The 19,653-nt window shown below is 70.8% G+C and carries 21 protein-coding genes; 11 read left to right on the plus strand and 10 right to left on the minus strand.

The features are described 5' to 3' along the window. Window positions 1-8 precede the first annotated feature (8 nt). On the plus strand, window positions 9-488 hold the full coding sequence (locus Q5425_RS11335) for a MarR family transcriptional regulator (protein WP_308672112.1): 480 nt from the start codon (window positions 9-11) through the stop codon (window positions 486-488). A gap of 275 nt (window positions 489-763) precedes the next feature. On the opposite strand, the gene Q5425_RS11340 is transcribed toward Q5425_RS11335, so the two are convergent. Both Q5425_RS11340 and Q5425_RS11345 read right to left on the minus strand, forming a co-directional pair. Beyond that, entirely contained in the window at window positions 764-1,645 is an 882-nt protein-coding gene (locus tag Q5425_RS11340) for a Ku protein (protein ID WP_308672113.1), read from the minus strand. A gap of 53 nt (window positions 1,646-1,698) precedes the next feature. After that, a complete protein-coding gene (locus Q5425_RS11345) occupies window positions 1,699-2,061 on the minus strand; it encodes a hypothetical protein (RefSeq protein WP_086838928.1) in 363 nt (120 codons plus the stop codon). 120 nt (window positions 2,062-2,181) lie between these two features. Between Q5425_RS11345 and Q5425_RS11350 the strand changes: the two genes are divergently transcribed. The 3 genes from Q5425_RS11350 (at window position 2,182) to Q5425_RS11360 (ending at window position 5,294) form a co-directional block, all read left to right on the plus strand. Further along, entirely contained in the window at window positions 2,182-2,769 is a 588-nt protein-coding gene (locus Q5425_RS11350; RefSeq protein WP_308672114.1) for a TetR/AcrR family transcriptional regulator, read from the plus strand. Window positions 2,770-2,792: 23 nt separating this feature from the next. Continuing rightward, window positions 2,793-3,545, plus strand: coding sequence for a glucose 1-dehydrogenase (locus tag Q5425_RS11355; protein WP_308672115.1), 753 nt, complete (start codon window positions 2,793-2,795; stop codon window positions 3,543-3,545). A 444-nt stretch (window positions 3,546-3,989) separates the two neighbouring features. After that, a complete protein-coding gene (locus tag Q5425_RS11360; protein ID WP_308672216.1) occupies window positions 3,990-5,294 on the plus strand; it encodes a GGDEF domain-containing protein in 1,305 nt (434 codons plus the stop codon). Here the strand turns inward: Q5425_RS11360 and Q5425_RS11365 are convergent. The 4 genes from Q5425_RS11365 to Q5425_RS11380 form a co-directional block, all read right to left on the minus strand. Next, window positions 5,291-6,985, minus strand: a complete 1,695-nt coding sequence (locus tag Q5425_RS11365) for a DUF262 domain-containing HNH endonuclease family protein (RefSeq protein ID WP_308672116.1) — start codon at window positions 6,983-6,985, stop codon at window positions 5,291-5,293. The genes Q5425_RS11360 and Q5425_RS11365 overlap by 4 nt on opposite strands. A 106-nt stretch (window positions 6,986-7,091) precedes the next feature. Beyond that, a complete protein-coding gene (locus Q5425_RS11370; RefSeq protein ID WP_308672117.1) occupies window positions 7,092-9,401 on the minus strand; it encodes a [protein-PII] uridylyltransferase in 2,310 nt (769 codons plus the stop codon). Window positions 9,402-9,410: 9 nt separating this feature from the next. Further along, complete coding sequence (locus Q5425_RS11375) at window positions 9,411-9,749, minus strand: P-II family nitrogen regulator (RefSeq protein WP_013223833.1); 339 nt, start codon at window positions 9,747-9,749, stop codon at window positions 9,411-9,413. Beyond that, window positions 9,746-11,134 carry an ammonium transporter gene (locus Q5425_RS11380; RefSeq protein WP_308672118.1) on the minus strand — a complete coding sequence of 463 codons (1,389 nt, stop codon included), beginning with the start codon at window positions 11,132-11,134 and terminating at the stop codon, window positions 9,746-9,748. The genes Q5425_RS11375 and Q5425_RS11380 overlap by 4 nt, the downstream gene beginning before the upstream one ends. 173 nt (window positions 11,135-11,307) lie before the next feature. On the opposite strand from Q5425_RS11380, the gene Q5425_RS11385 reads away from it, so the two are divergent. After that, entirely contained in the window at window positions 11,308-12,156 is an 849-nt protein-coding gene (locus tag Q5425_RS11385) for a putative RNA methyltransferase (protein WP_396135150.1), read from the plus strand. 19 nt (window positions 12,157-12,175) lie between these two features. Next, window positions 12,176-12,802 carry a (2Fe-2S)-binding protein gene (locus Q5425_RS11390; protein ID WP_308672120.1) on the plus strand — a complete coding sequence of 209 codons (627 nt, stop codon included), beginning with the start codon at window positions 12,176-12,178 and terminating at the stop codon, window positions 12,800-12,802. On the opposite strand, the gene Q5425_RS11395 is transcribed toward Q5425_RS11390, so the two are convergent. From Q5425_RS11395 to Q5425_RS11405, 3 genes are all read right to left on the minus strand, one after another. Next, the gene (locus tag Q5425_RS11395; RefSeq protein WP_308672121.1) at window positions 12,799-13,653 is read right to left on the minus strand and encodes a sigma-70 family RNA polymerase sigma factor; all 855 of its coding nucleotides are present in this window, start codon (window positions 13,651-13,653) and stop codon (window positions 12,799-12,801) included. The two genes, Q5425_RS11390 and Q5425_RS11395, sit on opposite strands and share 4 nt — an antisense overlap. Window positions 13,654-13,771: 118 nt before the next feature. After that, window positions 13,772-14,185 carry a PPOX class F420-dependent oxidoreductase gene (locus Q5425_RS11400; protein WP_308672122.1) on the minus strand — a complete coding sequence of 138 codons (414 nt, stop codon included), beginning with the start codon at window positions 14,183-14,185 and terminating at the stop codon, window positions 13,772-13,774. 62 nt (window positions 14,186-14,247) lie between these two features. Next, window positions 14,248-14,685, minus strand: a complete 438-nt coding sequence (locus Q5425_RS11405) for a VOC family protein (protein ID WP_308672123.1) — start codon at window positions 14,683-14,685, stop codon at window positions 14,248-14,250. A gap of 74 nt (window positions 14,686-14,759) precedes the next feature. Between Q5425_RS11405 and Q5425_RS11410 the strand changes: the two genes are divergently transcribed. From Q5425_RS11410 to Q5425_RS11430, 5 genes are all read left to right on the plus strand, one after another. Further along, on the plus strand, window positions 14,760-16,046 hold the full coding sequence (locus tag Q5425_RS11410; RefSeq protein ID WP_308672124.1) for an O-acetylhomoserine aminocarboxypropyltransferase/cysteine synthase: 1,287 nt from the start codon (window positions 14,760-14,762) through the stop codon (window positions 16,044-16,046). Further along, window positions 16,043-16,528 (plus strand): CoA-binding protein, encoded by a 486-nt coding sequence (locus Q5425_RS11415; RefSeq protein WP_308672125.1) that lies wholly within the window; start codon window positions 16,043-16,045, stop codon window positions 16,526-16,528. The genes Q5425_RS11410 and Q5425_RS11415 overlap by 4 nt, the downstream gene beginning before the upstream one ends. A 40-nt stretch (window positions 16,529-16,568) precedes the next feature. Further along, on the plus strand, window positions 16,569-17,333 hold the full coding sequence (locus Q5425_RS11420; RefSeq protein ID WP_308672126.1) for an MBL fold metallo-hydrolase: 765 nt from the start codon (window positions 16,569-16,571) through the stop codon (window positions 17,331-17,333). Window positions 17,334-17,419: 86 nt separating this feature from the next. Further along, on the plus strand, window positions 17,420-17,593 hold the full coding sequence (locus Q5425_RS11425; protein ID WP_308672127.1) for a hypothetical protein: 174 nt from the start codon (window positions 17,420-17,422) through the stop codon (window positions 17,591-17,593). A 27-nt stretch (window positions 17,594-17,620) separates the two neighbouring features. After that, complete coding sequence (locus tag Q5425_RS11430) at window positions 17,621-18,643, plus strand: restriction endonuclease (protein ID WP_308672128.1); 1,023 nt, start codon at window positions 17,621-17,623, stop codon at window positions 18,641-18,643. On the opposite strand, the gene alc is transcribed toward Q5425_RS11430, so the two are convergent. Next, a complete protein-coding gene (gene alc / locus Q5425_RS11435; RefSeq protein WP_308672129.1) occupies window positions 18,640-19,653 on the minus strand; it encodes an allantoicase in 1,014 nt (337 codons plus the stop codon). The genes Q5425_RS11430 and alc overlap by 4 nt on opposite strands.

Below are 19,653 nucleotides of genomic sequence, written 5' to 3' on the forward strand. Positions count from 1 at the left end.
TGGGAGGTATGCATTCCGATTCGTCCTGGCTCCTCGACGAGACCGCCTCGCGGACGACCACGGACGCCGAACTCGCCGACCTGGCCCGGCGGGTGCGCGAAGGCGTCGGGCGGCTGAACTGGCGGATGCGCGCCGAGGCGGGCCAGGTCAGCCCGGGGCCGGCGCTGCTCGCGGTGCTGAGCAGGCTCTACCGGGCGGGCACGCAGACGCCGACCGAGCTGGCCGAGGCGGAACGGCTGCAGCCGCAGTCGCTCACCCGGATCCTCGCGGCGCTCACCATCCGTGGGCTGATCGAGCGGGAGCCGGATCCCGACGACGGGCGTCGCTCGCGGATCAGCATCAACGCGGACGGCCTGGCGGTGCTGCGCGAGTACAGCAGCCACCGCGAACACTGGCTGGCCGGCGCGCTCGAATCGACGTTGTCGCCGACCGAGCGTCAGCTGCTCCGGCTGGCCGCCGACCTGCTGATCCGGGTCGCGGACGCCTGAAAGCTGCCGTGGAGACCCCTCGATCCCTCCACGGCAGCCTTCGGACACCCCTTTCCCCGCGCCGCCTCCCCGCGGTGAGGGACGGGCTCCGGAAACGGGCCGCTCCTCCTCCGGCCCGCCCCGGAACCCTGGCGCCTGGACGGCTCACCTCCCCAGGGGCCGTCCGGACTTCCCCCCTCGCCAGCGATCCGGTACTCGCTGACAGAAGGAAGTCTGCCGCGCCGCAGGTGGCCGGTTGAGTGTGAGAACCCTCAATTACCCGTGGGTAGTAATACTCAGCCGGACGTCTTCGTGCGTCCACGGCTGCGCGTCGCGGCCCGCTTCGCCGTCGTACGCGCCTTCGCCGCCCTCGACGCGGCCGCCTTGGCCTTCGTGACGGCCGCGTTGCGCTCGTCCTCCGCGTCGGCGGCGCTCTCCTGCAGTGCCGCCAGCAGCCGGGTGACGCCTTCGGCCTGTTCGGCCGCCGTCGGCTGGACGACCTCGGCGCCGTCGATCTTCGCCTGGACCAACGCGTGGAAGGCTTCGCGGTAACGGTCGGGGTACCGGGCGGGGTCGAACTCGCCGGTCAGCTCTTCGACCAGGTTCACCGCCCGCCGCAGCTCGCCCGGCCGGATGTCGACGTCGGCGTGCTGGAACGGGAAGTCGGGGGTGCGGACCTCGTCCGGCCACCGCATCGTCTCGAGCACGATCACCTGGTCGCGCACGCGCAGCGCGCCGAGCGTCTCGCGGCGGCGCAGCGCGACCGTGACCAGCGCGAGCCGGCCCGACTGCTGGAGCGCCTCGCTGAACAGCACGTACGGCTTCGTCCCCTCGGGTTCGGGTTCGAGGTAGTAGCTCTTCGCGAACCACAGGGGATCGACGTCGGCCAGCGGCGCGAACCCGCGGATCGCGATCGTGCGGCCCGGCATCGGCAGCGACGCCAGTTCGTGGTCGGACAGCAGGACGACGTCACCGCCCGGGACGGGGTAGCCGCGGACCATCTCCTCCGGCGGCACTTCGGCGCCGTCGATCTCGCACACGCGCTTGACCCGGACGCGGCCGCCGTCGCTCTCGTGCACCTGGTGCAGGGGGATTTCCCGCTCTTCGGTGGCGCTGTACGCCTTCACCGGAACGGCGTAACTCCCGAACCCGATCGTGCCTGTCCACACTGCGCGCATCCGTGCCACCTCCGCAGCTCCCAGGCTAGACAGCGGCCGCGGCGGATCGACAGCTACAAACGGGTGTCAGGCGCGACGGATTCGCTCACACATTCGAACGACGGCGTCACCTCGTCGAGTGCCTCCGCCGAACACCGGGAGGCGATGGCGGCCGCGCGGAGCACCTCGGTGACCACCTCGACGTCCAGCGGCGGGGCCGCGGCGAGCGCGTCGGAACCGCCTTCGACGCGGGCCGCGAGACCGGCGAGCGCGTGGGAAATGGCTTCTTGACCGGCGACGAGCTGGGCGACGACGTCGGTGAGCTCGGCCGTCGTGGCGCCCGGCCCGCCGCAGCGCAGGCCGGCAGCGAGTTCTTCGGCGCAGGAACGCAGGTGGGTGGCGACGACGGTCGGCGGCAACGTCAGCCGATCTTGCATCCCTCACCCCTCAGGCCGGTCAGAGGAGCCATAGTGCCACCGCACGCGCCGTCACCGGACACGACACACCGCCGCCCGCATATTTGACCGATCGTTCTCAATGCGACTAGGGTTTTGATCATGTCCCGGGTCAAGGAGTTCGACGTCGGCGAGGCCTGCGACGGCGCGCTCACGCTCTTCCGCCGTCAGGGGTACGAGGCGACGTCGGTCAGCGACCTCGTCGCCCACCTCGGCGTCGCCAAGGCCAGCCTGTACGCCACCTTCGGCACGAAGCACGACCTCTACGTGACGGCGTTGAAGCGCTACGCGGAACGCACCGACGCCCGCGTGATGGCCCAGCTGTCCGAGCCGGGCTCCGGCGTGGCCGCGGTGCGCCGGCTCTTCGACGGCTACACGGCGGAAATCCTCGGCGACGACACAAAAATGGGCTGCTTCGTCGTCAACGCGGCGATCGAGCTGCTCCCCCGCGACCCCGAGGTCGCCCGGCTGGTGGAGCGCAGCTGGGACACCCTCGAGGTCGCGCTCACCATGGCACTGGAACGCGCGAAGGCCCAGGGCGATCTCCCCGGCGGGAGCGACCCGGCGACGCTGGCGCGGTTCCTGCTCACCGTGCTGCAGGGCCTGCGCGTCCTCGGCAAGGGCACCGACGCGGCGAACCGCGTGAACGCGGCCGTCTCCCAGGCCATGCGCCTGCTTATACAAGAATGATCGGACCAGAAAGAAGGTACACGATGGGGGCACGTTTTGCGGGCAAGGTCGTCCTGGTGACGGGCGGCGGCTCGGGCATCGGGCGGGCGACGGCGCGGGCGTTCGCGGGCGAAGGCGCGACGGTGGTCGTCGCCGGGCGCGACGGGCAGCGGCTGGCGTCCGCGGTGGCGGAAATCGGCGGCGACGCGAGCGCGGTGACCGTCGACGTGACCGACTCCGCGGACGTGGCGCGGATGGTCGAGACGGTCGTCGCGCGGCACGGCGGGCTGGACGTCGCGTTCAACAACGCGGGCATCCTCGGGTCGCCGGCCCCGGTCGCGGACCTCGGCGAGGACGACTTCGGCGCGGTGATGGGCACGAACGTCACCGGGACGTGGCTGTGCCTCAAGCACGAGGTCGCGCACATGCGGGCGCACGGCGGCGGCGCGATCGTCAACATGGCGTCGAACATCGGCGCGCACGGCCGGCTGCCGAACATGGCGGCCTACGCGGCGTCGAAGGCCGCGGTGAGCGCGCTGACCAGGACGGCGGCGCGCGACCACATCGCCGACGGCGTCCGCATCAACGCGATCAGCCCCGGTGCGACCGACACGGACATGTCCCGGCGCCCCGGCGAGACCGACGCCGGCCGCGCCGCGCGGCTCAAGGACGCGATCCCGCTGGGCCGGGTGGGCGCCACCGCCGAAGTGGCCGCCGCGGTGCTGTGGCTGGCTTCGGACGAAGCCGCGTTCACCGTGGGGCACGACCTGGTGGTCGACGGCGGCGCGACCGCCTGAGCGGCCCCACCCGGGCCCGGGACTGTTTCACGACTCACGGTTACGCATGGTGACGTTCCCCTCTCCTGCTGGGATGGACTGGGTGCACGGCGCGGTTGGCGGGCATCGGTCAGGACTCGCGATTACGCACAGCAGCTCTCCTCTCAGGCGCAGCGGACGAGGTCGGACGGCGGTTCAGGACTCGCGATTGCGCACGACAGCTCTCCTTTCCAGGCGTGCTGACGGAGGTCACAGCGGGCTCAGGACTCGCGGTTGCGCATGACGGCCTCCCTCCGGCGGTTCGCGCGGACTTCGGGACTCGGGGGCCTCAGGACTCGCGGTTGCGCATGGCGGCGACCTCCCTTCACTGCTCCGAACGTGTGGCAATCATCGATCGCGGCCGCCCGGTGTGGTGGGGTGGATGCGGATCGTCGGATCACCCAGGGGAGTTGCACCGCCTTGAGTATGGACGGCGCCCGTCCGGCCCAACCCCGCGCGGGACGGATCCGTGGGGCGCTGAATCCTGCTCACTGGACCCTCTGGCGGCAGCGCGGGTCGCTGATCTTCTACTGCTTCCTCGTCGAATCGGTCGCGCTCGCCGCCACCGTGTGGACCGCGCTGGCGGTGCCCGTGCGGGGGTGGGACCTGGCCGTCTTCGGGGTCCTCGCCGGGCTCGGCGTGCTGCAGGCGGAGCTGGGCCGGCAGATCGAGCGCGTCCGGCGGCTCGTCTCGGACACCCCGCACATCAACCTGACGTCGGTGTGGACGTTCGCCGGGGTGCTGCTCCTGCCGCCGGCGCTGGGCACGGCCCTGGTCGCCGTCCTGTACGTGCACCTCGCGACGCGCAGCCTGGCGCGGATGAAGCGCGTCCCGCCGTTCCGGATGACGCTGAACGCGACGCTGGTCGTCGTCACCTGCTACTCGGCCGACTTCGTGCTCGCGTGGCTCGGGGTCGGCGACATGTCCGCCGCGCTGACGGCGGGCTGGCGCGGCGTCATCGCGATCGCCCTCGCGGCGGTGACGTACTTCCTGGTCGCGGCCATCACCATCGTCCCGGCCCTGACGATCACGACCCGCTCGGTGAAGGCGTTCTTCGGTGGCCTCGGCGACAACCTCCTCGAAGTCGCGACGCTGTGCCTGGGCATGCTCACGGCGTTGACGCTGGCGACGCTGCCCGCGCTCACCCTCGCGATCGTGCCGCCGCTGCTGGTGCTGCACCGGGCGGTGCTGATCAAGCAGCTGGAGATCGCCGCGACGACCGACGAGAAGACCGGCCTGTTCAACACGACCGGGTGGCACCTGCTCGCTTCGCGCGAACTGGCCAGGGCGCAGCGCCACACGCGGAGCACGTTCGGCGTGCTGATGATCGACCTGGACCACTTCAAGCTGATCAACGACCGCCACGGTCACCTGGCGGGCGACACGGTCCTGCGCGAGGTGGCGGCGACGATCAAGAGCGCGGTCCGCGACTACGACTCGGTCGGCCGTTTCGGCGGCGAGGAGTTCGTGGTCCTGCTCCCGGACATCGGCCCGGCGGCGGTCCTGGCGGTGGCCGAGCGCATCCGCTCGGCGATCGAGGCGCTGAAGGTCGAGTACTTCGACGGCGCCGCGTCCCGCGTGATCGCGGACCTGTCGGCCTCCATCGGCGTGGCCACGTACCCGGACGGCGGAACGGCCGTCGACCGCCTGCTGCAGGCCGCGGACAAGGCCCTCTACCGAGCCAAGGACGCGGGCCGCAACCAGGTGGTCGACGGCACGGCGACCGCCTAGGCAGCCGCCGCCTCCAGCCGCCAGAGGTCCCCGAACACCTTCAACAGGGTCTCCTGACGCTCTTCGAGGATGGCGGGGGTCCAGACGTCACTCGCGGCCACCTGGGAAGTCAGCACGAACGGCGCCCAGCTCGTCTTTTCGAAGTACTTGGTCTTCTTCGCCTCGAACTCGAGGTTGCCCGCCTGGGAGTTCTTCCTCTTCGAGAGCAGCACCAGGTTCGCGAGGCGATGCACCCAGTAGGCCCGCTCCTGCGCGGTGAACGCCGTGGTCCACCCGCTGTCCGCCGCGGGGTTCTGCGGCAGAACGTGCTCCACGCTGATCGACGGGTAGTGGTCGTAGCTCGCCCCGCCATCCGACAACGCCGAGTCCAAGCGCTGCAACACGTACAGGCGAACCCTCAGGACGGTGTAGATCTCGGCGTCCAGCTTGCCGAGAGTCTCGGCCTGCTCGACCGCGGACAGTTGAAGCGGCGACTCGTTCGAGTACAGATCGCGATCGTTCTCCATCCAGTCGAGAACCCGCCCGTAGCGCTCGACCCGGCGGGTGATGTCCACACGGCGGACGAGCATGCTGCCGGCGAGCCGTTCGAGGTCGGTCAGGAAACGAAGAAGCGATGCCGAATCGGCCGTCGGACGGCTGAAGCAGCCGATCGCCGGCGGGATCCAGTCGGTGTTGCCCAGCTGGTTCAGCCAGCCCAGCAGCCGGTTGATCGCTTCGGCGTCCGGTCCTCCGGCGTAGCCCGACCGCGTGACCACCTCGAAGGCGTCGGAGAAGGGGACCAGCACGTCGTCGATGAACTTCTTGCCGTCCGGCACCTTCTGCAGCACAGACGCCCGGAATTCCTTGAGGATCGATTCCCGCGCTTTGGTCTTCGCGTAGACCATCCGGATGTGGGAGAAGAGGTCGCCGAAGTCGTTACGTCCCAGGTCGTCCTCCTCCTGCACCCACTTGTTCGTGTAGGCGTCCTGGTCGATGTCCGGGATCGAGCCGATGATCTCCGACTTCAGGATGTCGGTGTGGGTGAGGTCCAAGCCGCGTTCGTTGAGGACCGTGAAGATCCGGTACGCGGACTCGAAGTCGGCAGTCGACACGACAACGAGGTAGGTGTGCTGGTCGATGAACGAGACCAGGCGTTCGCGCTGCGCCATCTCCAGCTCAGCTATCCGCGCCTTGAGCAGAAGTGCATTCTCGACCAGCCTCAGCCGGCTGTCGGGGCTGACGTTCGCGAGGGACGACAACGCCCCGTTGCCCGAACGCTCTTGGACGTACTTCTCGAAGAAGCCCTGGTCCTGGTCACGCAACCGAAGGCGCGGCTGGTCGGCGGTCTGCTTGATGGGGTCGCCCTTCTGAAAGATCCGCTTCTCGAGAGAGTCGGCGAAGGGCTCTGAGACGTAGTCGCGCAGTACGCTGAGCAATACGGTCAAGGTGGTGAGGCGCTGCTGACCGTCGACCACCTCCGCCAGCGCCTGCTTTTCCTCCTTGACCAGCACGATACTGCCGAGGAAGTACGGATCGGCTTCGGTGAGCGAATCCTTCGCACGGGAGGCGGCGAGGAGGTCGTCGAACATCTCCCCGGCCTGCTCCGTCGTCCAGGCGTACGGGCGCTGGTAACGGGGAATGGTGAAGTGGTAGTCGTCGGTGAAGATTTCGCCGACGGTGTGCTCCGCTGCTTGGATCTTGGTCCCGGCCATGCGAGTGAACTCGCAGCGGAAGGACCGCTTGTTACAACAGTTACCGCATTGTTCGAAGCTGCGGAAGCCCCCGCAGCTTCGAACAACGCAGCTTCGAACAACGCAGCTAGGAAGCCGCTGCCAGGACGGCCTGCTCCACCTCTCGGCGCCACCCCGGCTCGATGCGGCCGCTCCTCGGTGTCACCGCGAACGAGTCCACCACCGCTCCGCCCAGCGTCGACGCCTTCGCCCAGCGGACCTCCGCGTCACACCGGCGCAGGGCTCCCGCCACCCGGAACAGCAGGCCGATCCGGTCCGCCGCGCGCAGCTCCAGCACCACCGTGTCCGGGCCCGTCGTCTCGTCGTCGAACCACAACACCTTCGGCGCCACCGGGGCCGGTGAGCCGTAGTCGCGCTCCTTCGCCGCCAGGCGCTGCGTCAATGGCAATGTGCCCGCCACCGCCCGGGCGAACTGCTCTCGCAGCAGCGTCGCGTCCGGCAGCGAACCGAACTTCGGGGACGCCGTGAACACCCCCGCCCGGCCGCCGGCGTGGCCGCGCAGGACGGCGGAATGGACCTCCAGCGAGTTCAGCGCCAGTACGCCCGCCGCCGGGGCCAGCAGCTCCGCGCGGGCCGGCACCGCCAGCAGGACCGTCACCACCTTGCCGTGCGAGCTGATCCGGATTTCGCCCGTTCCCGACGCCACCGCCGAAGCGACGAGCTCGCGTTGTTCGTCGTCCATCGGCGATGGGGCCGTGAAACCGGTGCCGCGCAACACTTCCTCGCAGCCGGACACCAGCTCGGCGAGCAGCCGGGCCTTCCAGTCCGTCCAGACGCCGGGGCCGGTGGCCAGCGAATCGGCCTGGGTCAACGCGTGCAGCAGCTCGACCAGGACCAGGTTGCTGTCCAGGGTCTTCACCACCCGCGCCACCGTCGCCGGTTCGCTGATGTCGCGGCGCGTCGCGGTGTGCGGGAGCAGCAGGTGGTGGCGGACCATCGACGACACCGTCGCGGCGTCGGACGGCGTCAGGCCCAGCCGGGTCGCCACCTGGACCGAAATCTTGGCGCCCAGCTCCGAATGGTCGGCGTCGCGGCCCTTGCCGATGTCGTGCAGCAGCGCGCCGATCAGCAGCAGGTCCGGCCGCGAGACCGTGGTGGTCAGCTTGGCGGCCTCGACGCAGGTGCGCACGAGGTGCCGGTCGACCGTCCATTGGTGCACCGGCGAGCGCGGCGGCAGGTCGCGGACCGCGCCCCACTCGGGGAACAGCCGGGACCACAGGCCCGTCCGGTCCAGGGACTCGACCGCGTCGACCAGGCCTTCGCCCGCGCCCAGCAGCTCGACCAGCGCGTTCAGCGCCTCGGCCGGCCACGGCGCGCGCAGCTCCGGCGCCGACTCGGCCAGCGCCTTGAGCGTGCCGAGCGCGATCGGCTTGCCGGTGCGCGCCGACGCCGCCGCGACCCGCAGCAGCAGCGCCGGGTCCTTCGCCGGGACGGCGTCGCGGGCCAGCGCGACCTCGTTCCCGTGCAACACCACGTTTTCGGCCAGTGGTGTCCGCGCGGGACGTCGCCCGAAGCGGGCCCGAGGAGGATCCACCGTGGACCGGAGGGCGACGTCGAGCGCGTACGCGATCGTCCGGCCCGCGCCCGACAGCTTGCGGGCCAGGGTGAACCGGTCGCCGAAGCCGAGTTCGGCGGCCACCAGCTCGGCCTCCGGCGCGGACAGGACGTCCCGCTCACGCCGGATTTCGCGCCGCAGCTCCGTGCGGACGTCGAGCAGGAGCCCCTTCGCTTCCAGGAGTTCCTCACCCGGACGCGCGGTGAGCTGCGCCGCGGCCAGCGCTTCCAGGACGGCGAAGTCCCGCAGCCCGCCCCGGCCGTGCTTGAGGTCGGGCTCGGCGGACTGCGCGATCTCCCCGCTGCGGGCCCAGCGCTGCCGGACCGACGCCGTCACGTCCGGGATCTGCTTGCGCGCCGTGCGACGCCACTGGTCCCGCGCCGCGGAAACCAGCCGGCCGCTCAGCTCGGCGTCCCCGGCGAGGTGCCGGGCGTCGAGCAGGCCCATCGCCACCCGAAGGTCTTCCGAAGCGACCTTCAGCGCTTCGCCGGGCGTGCGGACCGAGTGGTCGAGCCCGATTTTTGCGTCCCACAACGGATACCAGAGCGCGTCCGCGATCTCCCCGACGCCGCTGTTGCCGTTGTGCACCAGCAGCAGGTCGAGATCGGAGAACGGCACCAGCTCCCGGCGGCCGAGCCCGCCCACGGCGACCAGCGCGACACCCGGTTCCGCGGTGTCGACGCCGGCCGCCGAGGCTCCCCGGCCCAGCCAGAACTCGTAGAGGTCGACCAGGGCCGCCCGCAGTGCGGACGCCCCCAGCCTCCCGTGCCTGCCCTCGAGCAAGCGCTCGGTGGCCTTGACCAGTTCGCCCCCGTCGGCCATCCCGGACGCCTATAGAGCGTCCGTGCCGCGCTCGCCGGTCCGTACCCGGATGACGGTCTCCACGGGCGTCACCCACACCTTGCCGTCGCCGATCTTGCCGGTGTGCGCGGCCGTGGTGATGGCCTCGAGGACCTTCTCCACGTTGGTGTCGTCGGTGACGACCTCGACCTTCAGCTTGGCCACGAAGTCGACCGAGTACTCCGCGCCGCGGTAGACCTCGGTGTGGCCCTTCTGCCGGCCGTACCCCTGGACCTCGCTGACCGTCATGCCCAGCACGCCCAGCTGCTCCAGCGCGGAGCGGACGTCGTCGAGCGTGAACGGCTTCACAATCGCCGTGATGAGCTTCATGCCTTGCTCTCCTCGAGTTTCGCGTTGCCGGTGGCGGACTTGACCGGGATCGTCGTCGGCTGGCCGATGCCGCCGCTGGACCCGGTGAAGTCGTACGCGCTCTCCGCGTGCTGGGCCTCGTCGATGCCGGTGATCTCGTCCTCGGTGCTGACGCGGAAGCCGCCGGCCTTCTTGATCACGAAGCCGATGATGAAGGACAGCACGAACGAGTACACGAGCACCGCACCGGCGGCCGCGGCCTGACGGCCCAGCTGGGTGAACCCGCCGCCGTAGAAGAGGCCGTCCGCACCGAGCGCGTTGACGCTGGTGGTGCCGAAGAAGCCGATCAGCAGCGTGCCGACGATGCCGCCGACCAGGTGGACACCGACGACGTCGAGCGAGTCGTCGAAGCCGAACTTGAACTTGAGCGAGATGGCGAGCGCGCAGACCGCACCGGCGATGAGACCGATCGCGATGGCCCCGATCGGGCTCACGAAACCACACGCCGGGGTGATGGCGACCAGGCCGGCGACCGCGCCGGAAGCCGCACCGAGGGTGGTCGGCTTGCCGAACTTGAGCTGCTCGACCAGCAGCCAGCCGAGGACGGCGGCGGCGGTGGCGACGGTGGTGTTGGTGAACGCGACGGCGGCGAGGTCGTTGGCGGCCAGCGCCGAACCGGCGTTGAAGCCGTACCAGCCGAACCACAGCAGGGAAGCACCGAGCAGCACGAACGGCACGTTGTGCGGCCGGCCGGTGTCCTTCGGCCAGCCCTTGCGCTTGCCGAGCACGATGGCCAGCGCCAAGCCCGCGGCACCGGCGTTGATGTGGACCGCGGTGCCCCCGGCGAAGTCGAGCGCCTTGAGGTTGTTGGCGATCCAGCCGCCGACCGAGTTCTCGCCGATGAAGCCGTTGAAGGAGAACACCCAGTGCGCGACCGGGAAGTACACGACCGTCACCCAGATGACGACGAACAGCGTCCAGCCCCAGAACTTCGCGCGGTCGGCGATGGCGCCGGAGATCAGCGCGGGCGTGATGATCGCGAACATCAGCTGGAACATCACGAACGCGAGGACGGGCAGGCCGTCCGGGCCGGGCCAGGCGACCGCCGGCGTGGTGTCGGTGGCAGCGACCGCGAAGCCGGCGAGCTTCCCGAAGGTGTTCTCGAGGCCGGCGAAGTGGAAGTTACCGAGCAAACCACCAAAAGCGTCGTCGCCGAAGGACATCGTGAACCCGTACAGGGCCCACAGCACCCCCACGACGGCCAGCGCGATGAAGTTCATCATCAGCATGTTCAGGACGCTCTTCGCGCGGACCATGCCGCCATAGAAGAACGCCAGTCCTGGGGTCATGAGCATGACCAGCGCGGCGCTGGCCAATACCCACGCGGTGTCTCCTGCGTTCAGCACATCGTCCTCCCGTGCCCTGGGTTGGTGCGATGGCAGTTTTGGCGCGCGGTGTTTCACGGGGCGGCTCGTGAGGTTTCGCCCGCGTGAACTGTCCGCGCCCGGTTGTTACGGCCAGGTTTCCCACCACCCCGCCTCAGGTGTCCGGTTGCGAAACGTCGTGGTCGAATATCCCCATGACACCGGCCGACCACGGGAATGACCCACTGCCACCCCGGGTCGTCGCGGCACTGCGGTGTTCGGTGTGCGGTGACCCGATCGGCGCAGCCGGACGCACGCTGCGTTGCGGGAACCGCCACTCTTTCGATCTAGCGCGCCAGGGTTATGTGAACCTGTTGCACGCGCGAATCCCGGCCGGAACGGCAGACACCGCGCCGATGGTCGCGGCGCGCGCGGACTTCCTGGCGTCGGGCGCCTACGAGCCGCTGGCGGACGAGCTCGCGCGTGTGTGCGGGGACGCCGACGGCCTCGTGATCGACGCGGGCGCGGGCACCGGTTACTACCTCGCGCGGGTGCTGGAGGCGTCGGCGGCGTCCGGTCTCGCGCTGGACGTCTCGGCGGTGGCGCTGCGGCGGGCCGCACGGGCCCACCCGCGGCTGGGCGCGGCGGTGTGGAACCTGTGGGAGCCGTGGCCGGTGGGCGACGGGGTGGCGTCGGTCGTGCTGAACGTCTTCGCGCCGCGCAACGGGCCGGAGTTCCACCGCGTCCTGCGCCCCGGCGGGCTCCTGGTGGTGGCGGCGCCGGCCCCGGACCACCTCCGCGAGCTGGGCGACCTGGTGCTGGCCGTCGACGAGCGCAAGGACGAGCGCCTCGACGCCACCCTCGGCGAGTACTTCGCGCGCACGGACCGCACGGAGGTCCGGCGCGAGGTGGAGCTGACGCCGCGGCAGGTGCGCCAGGCGGTCGAGATGGGTCCGGCCGCGTTCCACCTGGACCGGGACGGCCGCCGGGAGCGTCTCGACGCGCTCCACGAGCCGCAGGTCGTCACGGTGTCGTTCACGGTCTCGACGTATCGGCGGCGCTGAAGTCTGGAAGGCTGCAGGGGTGAAGCCCGACTGGACCGCGTCCGCGACCCGGCTCGCGGACGCCGAGTGGGTGCGGGCCCGCATCGGCGGTGCCGCGAAGCTGTACGGCTGCGCGCGACCCGAGGTGCTCGGGACGATCTGGTGGTACTCGCTGTCGTCGGTCCTGGTGGCCCCGGCCGTGGAAGGCCTGGTGGCCGGGACCCTCGCCGATCCCTCATTGGACGCGGTGGAACTCGACCTGGTCGCCGACGGGCGGTTCCTCGGCGCGCGATCCACCCGTCCGCTCGACGGCGGCCTCCCCGAGCTGGGCGCCGCGCTCGCCACCGCCCTCGGCACGGCGATCAAGACCATCGCCGCCGTCAGCGGGGCCCGGGAACGCGCGCTCGGCGCGATCGCCACCGATTCGATCGGCAACCGGCTGCTGTGGACGCCCGATCCGGAGCGCGCGATGGCCCTCGCCGAACCTCTGATCGCCGCGATCGACCTGGGCCTGCCGAAGCCGCGCTTCGTGCGCGTCGGCCGTACCCCCGCCGTACGGCGTGCTTCGTGCTGCCTGATCTACGAAGTCGGCAACCCCAAGTGCGTGAGCTGCCCGCGTCAGACGCCCGAAGAGCGCGAAGCCCGCCTTCGCGCCGCTCTGGGCTAGAGAACCGCCAGCTCCAGCGCGTCGAGCCGCTCCGGGTCGGCGATGACCTCGATGCCCGTGATGCGGTCGCCCTCGACCTGGAACGCCAGGACGACCGCGAGCCGTCCCTCGCGGACCATGAGCAGGCCGGGGGCGCCGTCGACCAGGGCGAGTTCGCTCGCGCGGGCCCGCTCGGACGCCAGGATCGCGCCCCGGCGCACGCTCTCGACACCGCGCAGCACGATCGGTGCCGGGCTGGGGCCCGCGAACCGGTCGGCGTGCAGCACCACGTCCGGGTCGAGCAGGGCCAGGAGTGCTTCGAAGTCGCCGCCGCGGGACGCCGCCAGGAAGGCTTCGACGACCTTGCGCCGCCGGGGCAGGTCCGCGTCCACCGCGGTGCCGCCCTTCACCCGGCGGCGGGCGCGGCTCGCGAGCTGGCGGGTGGCGGCCGGGGTCTTGCCGATCACCGGCGCGATCTCGTCGAACGGCACCGCGAACATGTCGTGCAGCACGAACGCGACGCGCTCGGCCGGGCCCAGCGCGTCGAGCACCACCAGCAGCGCCAGCCCGACGGTGTCCGCCAGCTCCGCCTCCTGACCGGGGTCGCGGCGGTCGTCGTCCGGCTCGGGCCGGCCGTCCAAGGGTTCCTCGCGGTGGTTGCGACGCGCGCGCAGCAGGGACAGGCACAGCCGGGCGACCACGGTCGTCAGCCAGGCGGGGAGGTTGCCGATCTCGCCGGCGTCGGTGCGGTGGAACCGCAGCCACGCCTCCTGGACGGCGTCGTCGGCTTCGGCCGCCGAACCCAGCATCCGGTAGGCGACCGCCCGCAGCCTCGGCCGCTCCTGCTCGAACCGCTCGGTCAGCGTGTCCACTGTGTCCTGTTCCTTCCGCCGGTCGTAGCAGTAGACCCTGCGGCGGGGACGGATGTGACCGGATTGGAGGTGATCTCGGTCATCTCGCGGCGGGCCGGCGGCACGCGGGCTCGATCCGCTAGGGGTGCACCGCCCGCCTCGGCTCGTACCAGGTCTCGCCGACCGGCTCGCCGGCCATGTTCCAGCTCCAGGAGATCCTCGGCGTGATCCGCGAGTACCGCCCCGGCCCGACCAGTCCGGTGCGCTCCACCGGTTCGTCCGCGACGCCGTAGACCCGGATCGCCCGTGCGACGAACGGCTGCAGCGAGACCAGGTCGTCGACCAGCAGGGCGACCTTCCGGCGGCCGGCGGCGACGTTGCGGAACTTGCGCGTCCCGGTCACCGCCGCGCCGGCACCGCCGACCCAGAAGTGCTCGCCGTCGTATTCGAAGGCGAGCGGGACGAGGTCCGGCTGGCCGCCCGGGCCGAGCGTGGCCACGCGGGCCAGCGGCTGGGAACGCAGGTAGCCGATCTCTTCGGCCGTGAACGCCATGGCGACTCCTCCGTGCTGCGGGGTGCACTGGTCAAACGAACGGGCCGGGCCCCGATCGACACTCAGAGCACGCAGAACTCGTTGCCCTCCGGATCCGCCATCAGCACGTGGTCGGGCCGGCCGTCCAGCCGGAACTCGTGCAGGACGGTCGCGCCCGCGGCGGTCAACCGGGCGACCGCCTCGACGACCCTCTCCCAGCGCGTCTCCCACGGCACCTCGCGGCCGCCGCCGGCCTGGACGTCCAGGTGGACCCGGTTCTTCGCGATCTTCGGTTCGGGGACCTTGAGGAAGCTCAGGCTCGGCAGGGCGCCCTCCGGGTCGCTCAGGTACGCGCCGTCGTCCCGTTCCTGCCCGGGGACGCCGCTCTGCGCGAACCACGCTTCCCAGCTCGCGAACCCCGGTGGCGGCGGCCGTTCGATGTAGCCGAGGGCCACCGCCCAGAACCTCGCCAAAGCGCGGGGGTCCGCGCAGTCGATCGTCACGCTCCAGCGCACCGTCACGGGGTGGAGCGTAGCCGCGCCCACGCCGTGGGAGACGTGTCAATCGGGGGATCGTGCGGTTACCGTGAACCACGATGAGTGAACGCAGCTGGGGCTTCCGCACCCGCGCCCTGCACGCGGGTGGCACGCCCGACCCCGCGACCGGCGCGCGGGCCGTGCCGATCTACCAGACCACGAGCTTCGTCTTCGAAGACGCCGCCGACGCCGCGAACCTCTTCGCGCTGCAGAAGTACGGCAACATCTACAGCCGGATCGGGAACCCGACCGTGGCCGCGTTCGAGGAGCGGATCGCCAGCCTCGAAGGCGCCATCGGCGGGGTCGCCACCGCCAGCGGGCAGGCCGCGGAGTTCCTCACCTTCAGCGCGCTCACCGAAGCCGGCGACCACATCGTGTCCGCGAGCGGCCTCTACGGCGGCACCGTCACCCAGCTCACCGGCACGCTCCGGCGCTTCGGCGTCGAGACCACCTTCGTCAGCGGCGGCATCGACGACTACGCCGCCGCCATCACCGACCGGACCCGGCTGCTCTACACCGAGGTGATCGGAAACCCCCGCGGCGGCATCGCCGACCTCGCCGCGCTGGCCGACCTCGCGCACGCCCACGACGTTCCGCTGGTCGTCGACGCGACGCTGGCGACGCCGTACCTGTGCCGCCCGATCGAGCACGGCGCCGACATCGTGCTGCACTCGGCGACGAAGTTCCTCGGCGGCCACGGGACGACGCTCGGCGGGATCGTCGTCGAGTCCGGGAAGTTCGATTGGGGCAACGGGAAGTTCCCGCGGATGACCGAGACCGTCGACAGCTACGGCGGCCTGAAGTACTGGGAGAACTTCGGCGAGTACGCCTTCTGCACCCGGCTGCGCGCCGAGCAGTTGCGGGACATCGGCGCCGTCCTGTCGCCGCACTCGGCTTTCCTGCTGCTGCAAGGGGTCGAGACGCTCCCGCAGCGGATGGACGCGCACGTCGCCAACGCTCGCGCCGTCGCCGAACACCTCGAAGCGGACCCGCGGGTGGCTTGGGTGTCCTACGCCGGGTTGCCGTCGCACCCGCACCACGACCTGGCGAAGCGGTACCTGCCGGCCGGACCGGGCGCGGTGTTCTCCTTCGGGATCGACGGCGGCCGCGCGGCCGGCGAGAAGTTCGTCGAATCGGTGGAGCTGCTGTCGCACCTGGCGAACGTCGGGGACGCGCGGACGCTCGTCATCCACCCGGCGTCGACCACGCACGCGCAGCTGTCGGAGGAGCAGCTGGCGGCCGCGGGGGTCGGGCCGGACCTGATCCGGCTGTCGATCGGGCTGGAAGACGTCGAGGACATCCTTTGGGACCTCGACCAGGCGCTCGGCAAGGCGGTGGCCGGATGACGCACGGCGTCCACCACGTCGGGGCCGTCGAGCGGCGCGCGATCCTGAACCGGACGAAGTCGGTGACGCTGGTCGGCGCGTCGGCCAACCCGGCGCGGCCCAGCTACTTCGTCGCGACCTACCTGCTCTCGTCGACGCGCTACGAGGTGAACTTCGTCAACCCGCGCCTGGACACGCTGCTCGGGAAGCCGGTGTACCCGTCTCTCGAGGACGTCCCGGGCGAACCGGACCTGGTCAGCGTGTTCCGCAAGCACGACGACCTGCCCCGGGTCGCCGAGGAGGTCATCGACGCCGGCGCGCGGACGCTGTGGCTGCAGCTCGGGCTGTGGCACGAGCCGGTAGCGGACAAAGCGCGCGAAGCCGGGCTGGACGTCGTGATGAACCGGTGCGTGAAGATCGAGCACGCGCGCTTCGCCGGCGGGCTGCACCTGGCCGGGTTCAACACCGGCGTGATCAGCTCGCGGCGGCAGTCGGCGCCCTAGCCGCGGGAAGGGAACGGCCGTTCCCGCTGTTGGCCCGGGTATGACCTTGGGGATCACGTTGTCCGGCGGTCCGACCGCCCTGCTGGAACTGGGCGGCCTCCGGCTGCTCACCGACCCGACCTTCGACCCGCCCGGTGACCACCCGGTCGGCGAGCGCGTGCTGGTCAAGACCGAGGAATCGGTGCTGACCGAAGAGGCGATCGGGGTGGTGGACGCCGTCCTGCTGTCCCACGACCAGCACCCCGACAACCTCGACGACCGCGGCCGCGCCTACCTCGCGACGGTGCCGCTGACGCTGATCACGCCCAGCGGAGCCGCGCGGCTCGGCGGGACGGCCCGCGGCCTGGAGCCGTGGGAGGAGACGCGGGTCGGGCCGCTGACCGTCACGGCGGTGCCGGCGTTGCACGGGCCGGAAGGGGCTTCGCGCCTGACCGGTGACGTGACCGGCTTCGTGCTGACGGGCGACGACCTGCCGACGGTGTACGTCAGCGGCGACAACGCGTCGGTGGACCTGGTGCGGGAGATCGCGGCGCGGTTCCGCGTCGACATCGCGGTGCTGTTCGCCGGAGCGGCCCGGACGCCGTTGTTCGACGGCGCTCCCCTGACGCTGACCAGCGCGAACGCCGCCGAGGCGGCGAAGGTGCTCGGCGCGGCGAAGGTGGTTCCGCTGCACTTGCGGGGGTGGCAGCACTTCAGCGAAGGGCCGGACGTGCTGCGGGAGGCGTTCGAGACGGCCGGGCTGGCCGACCGGCTCGTGCTGCTCGAACCCGGCCACCGCGCCGAGGTCTGCCGCGGCTTGTCGTGAGTGGTAAGGCGGGTTCTAACCCGCCTTACCACTCACGACGCGGGGGAGAGCGCGGGGTCGGCAGCGGGCCGTGAGAGGCTGGCGGCATGGCCAAGCCGACCCCGCTGCAGTTCCGGAACATCCTCGTCGCCGTGCTCGCGGCGGCGGGCTTCGTCTGGAGCATCGTGGCGGGCCTGCCGTGGTGGGTGAGCGCGATCATCGGCTGCGCCTGCGTGTTGTCGCTGGCGTCGGCTTACCTCAACCGCCCCGACGCGGGCTGACGCGTTTTCGCCCGCTAACGTTGGGCCATGACGACGATCTGGGGCATCCACAACGACCAGCCACAACTGGACCTGGTCGAGAACGGATTCGTCTCGATCGGCTGGGACGACCTGGGCGACCTCTCCGATCTGAAAGACGACCGCGACGATGCGAAGGCCCGCGTCGCCCGAGCACGCCCCGATTTGAAGCCGGGCGCCATCCCGGTGACCGCCGGAACGTTGCTTTCGTTCCGGCACCGGATGCGCCCCGGGGACATCGTCATCTACCCCTACAAGCCGGACAGCACCCTCAACATCGGCCGGATCACCGGCGGCTACTACTTCGAAGCGGGAGCTCCCCTGCACGCCAACCGGCGGAAAGTGAGCTGGCTGAGGACCGGCGTCCCGCGGACGACGTTCTCGCAGAGCGCGCGTTACGAGATCGGCTCGGCCGTGACCGTGTTCCAGGTCAAGCAGCACAAACAGGAGTTCCTCGACTTCCTGGACGGCACGCCACCGGCTGAGGTTTCCTCCACGGTCGAAGCCGAGCCGGAAGCTGCGGCGGACGAAGCGGCGGATCAGCCGGACGCGGAACGAATCGAGACCTACACCCACGACTTCGTCATCGAAACCTTGATGACGAAGCTCGAAGGCGTCGATTTCGAGCACTTCGTCGCCCACCTCCTCCGCGCGATGGGGTATCGCACCGAGGTGACCAGCCCTTCCCGCGACGGCGGTTACGACATCCTTGCCTCGCACGACCCGCTCCTGCTGGAGCCGCCGATCATCAAGGTGCAGTGCAAGCGCACGACCTCGTCGATCGGCCGCCCCGAAGTGCAGCAGCTGACCGGAACGCTCGCGGCGGGCGGATCCGAACTCGGCCTGTTCGTGACGTTGGGCAGCTACTCCGCCGACGCGCAGCACGAGGAACGGCATCGGCAGAACCTCCGCCTGATCAACGGGCGTCAGCTGGTCAAGCTGATCTTCGAGTACTACGACAAGTTCAGCCTCGAGTACAAGCGCCTGCTCCCCCTGCGCTCGGTCTACGCCATCGACCGCACCCTCGGCTAACGCGTCTTCGCGAACCGCGCCTTGAGGTTCGCGCGGCCCGCTTCCGTGAGCCGCCCGAACAGCCTCAGCCGCGCCAAGCCGCCGTCCGGGTAGATGTCCAGCCGGGCCTCCGTCACCTCGGGGCCGTCCGGCAACACGAAACGGTGGCGGGTGTCCGGCTGCAAGCGCGTCTTCTTCAGCAGCGGAACCCACTCGCCGTACGTCTCGCGGCCGCTCACCGACGCCCAGCCCGGCGCGTTGCCCTTCAGGTTGCTCGTGTCCAGCTCCACGAATCGGACGATCCCGGCGCCGGCCAGCCGCAGCGTCACCCAGTCGTTGCCGTCGTCGCGGCGGCGGGCCGTCTCCCAGCCCTCCGCCTGGTGGGCGGCCAGTCCCGGCGACAGCATGTTGTTCGGCGACGAGTAGAACCGGTTGCTGCAGCCGGTGACGAGCGCGCCGTTCTCCAGCGCCGCCAGGTCGAGTGCGTCCAGATCGAGCAGCGCCGGGTCCGGGATCGGGGCGCCGTGCACGCGCAGGCGCGCCACGCCGCCGTCCGGGTGCTGCGTCAGCCGCACGTGCGTGTACCGCCGGGAACCGTTGACCGCGTAGAAGTTCTCGGTGTGGCCCGCCGCCGCGGCGCGGTCGACCAGTGGGTCCCAATCGGCCGAAGCCACCTCCGCCGCCGACGGGTAGCCCGGCAGCGACGTCGCCTCGACCGAGACGAACGGCGGGTAGTTGCCCTTGAAGAACGCCGTGTCGACGACGACGCCGGTGATCGTACCGGCCAGGCCGAGCCGCACGATCGCCTGGTCGTCGCCCGGTTCGCGGTGGCGGCGGGTCTCCCAGCCGTCGTAGACCTGGCCCTTCGGCCCGAACGTCTCCGCGCGGTGCGCCGGCACCCAGGGGTTGACCAGGTTCTCCTTTTCGGCGAACAGCTCGTCGGTCGCCCACATCACCGTCCCGCCGAAGCGGCGGGACGCGAGGTCGGGCAGTTCTGTCCACTCCAGACGGTCGGTCACCACAGCCTCCAT

The organism is Amycolatopsis sp. A133, assembly GCF_031082405.1.
Taxonomy (GTDB): domain Bacteria; phylum Actinomycetota; class Actinomycetes; order Mycobacteriales; family Pseudonocardiaceae; genus Amycolatopsis.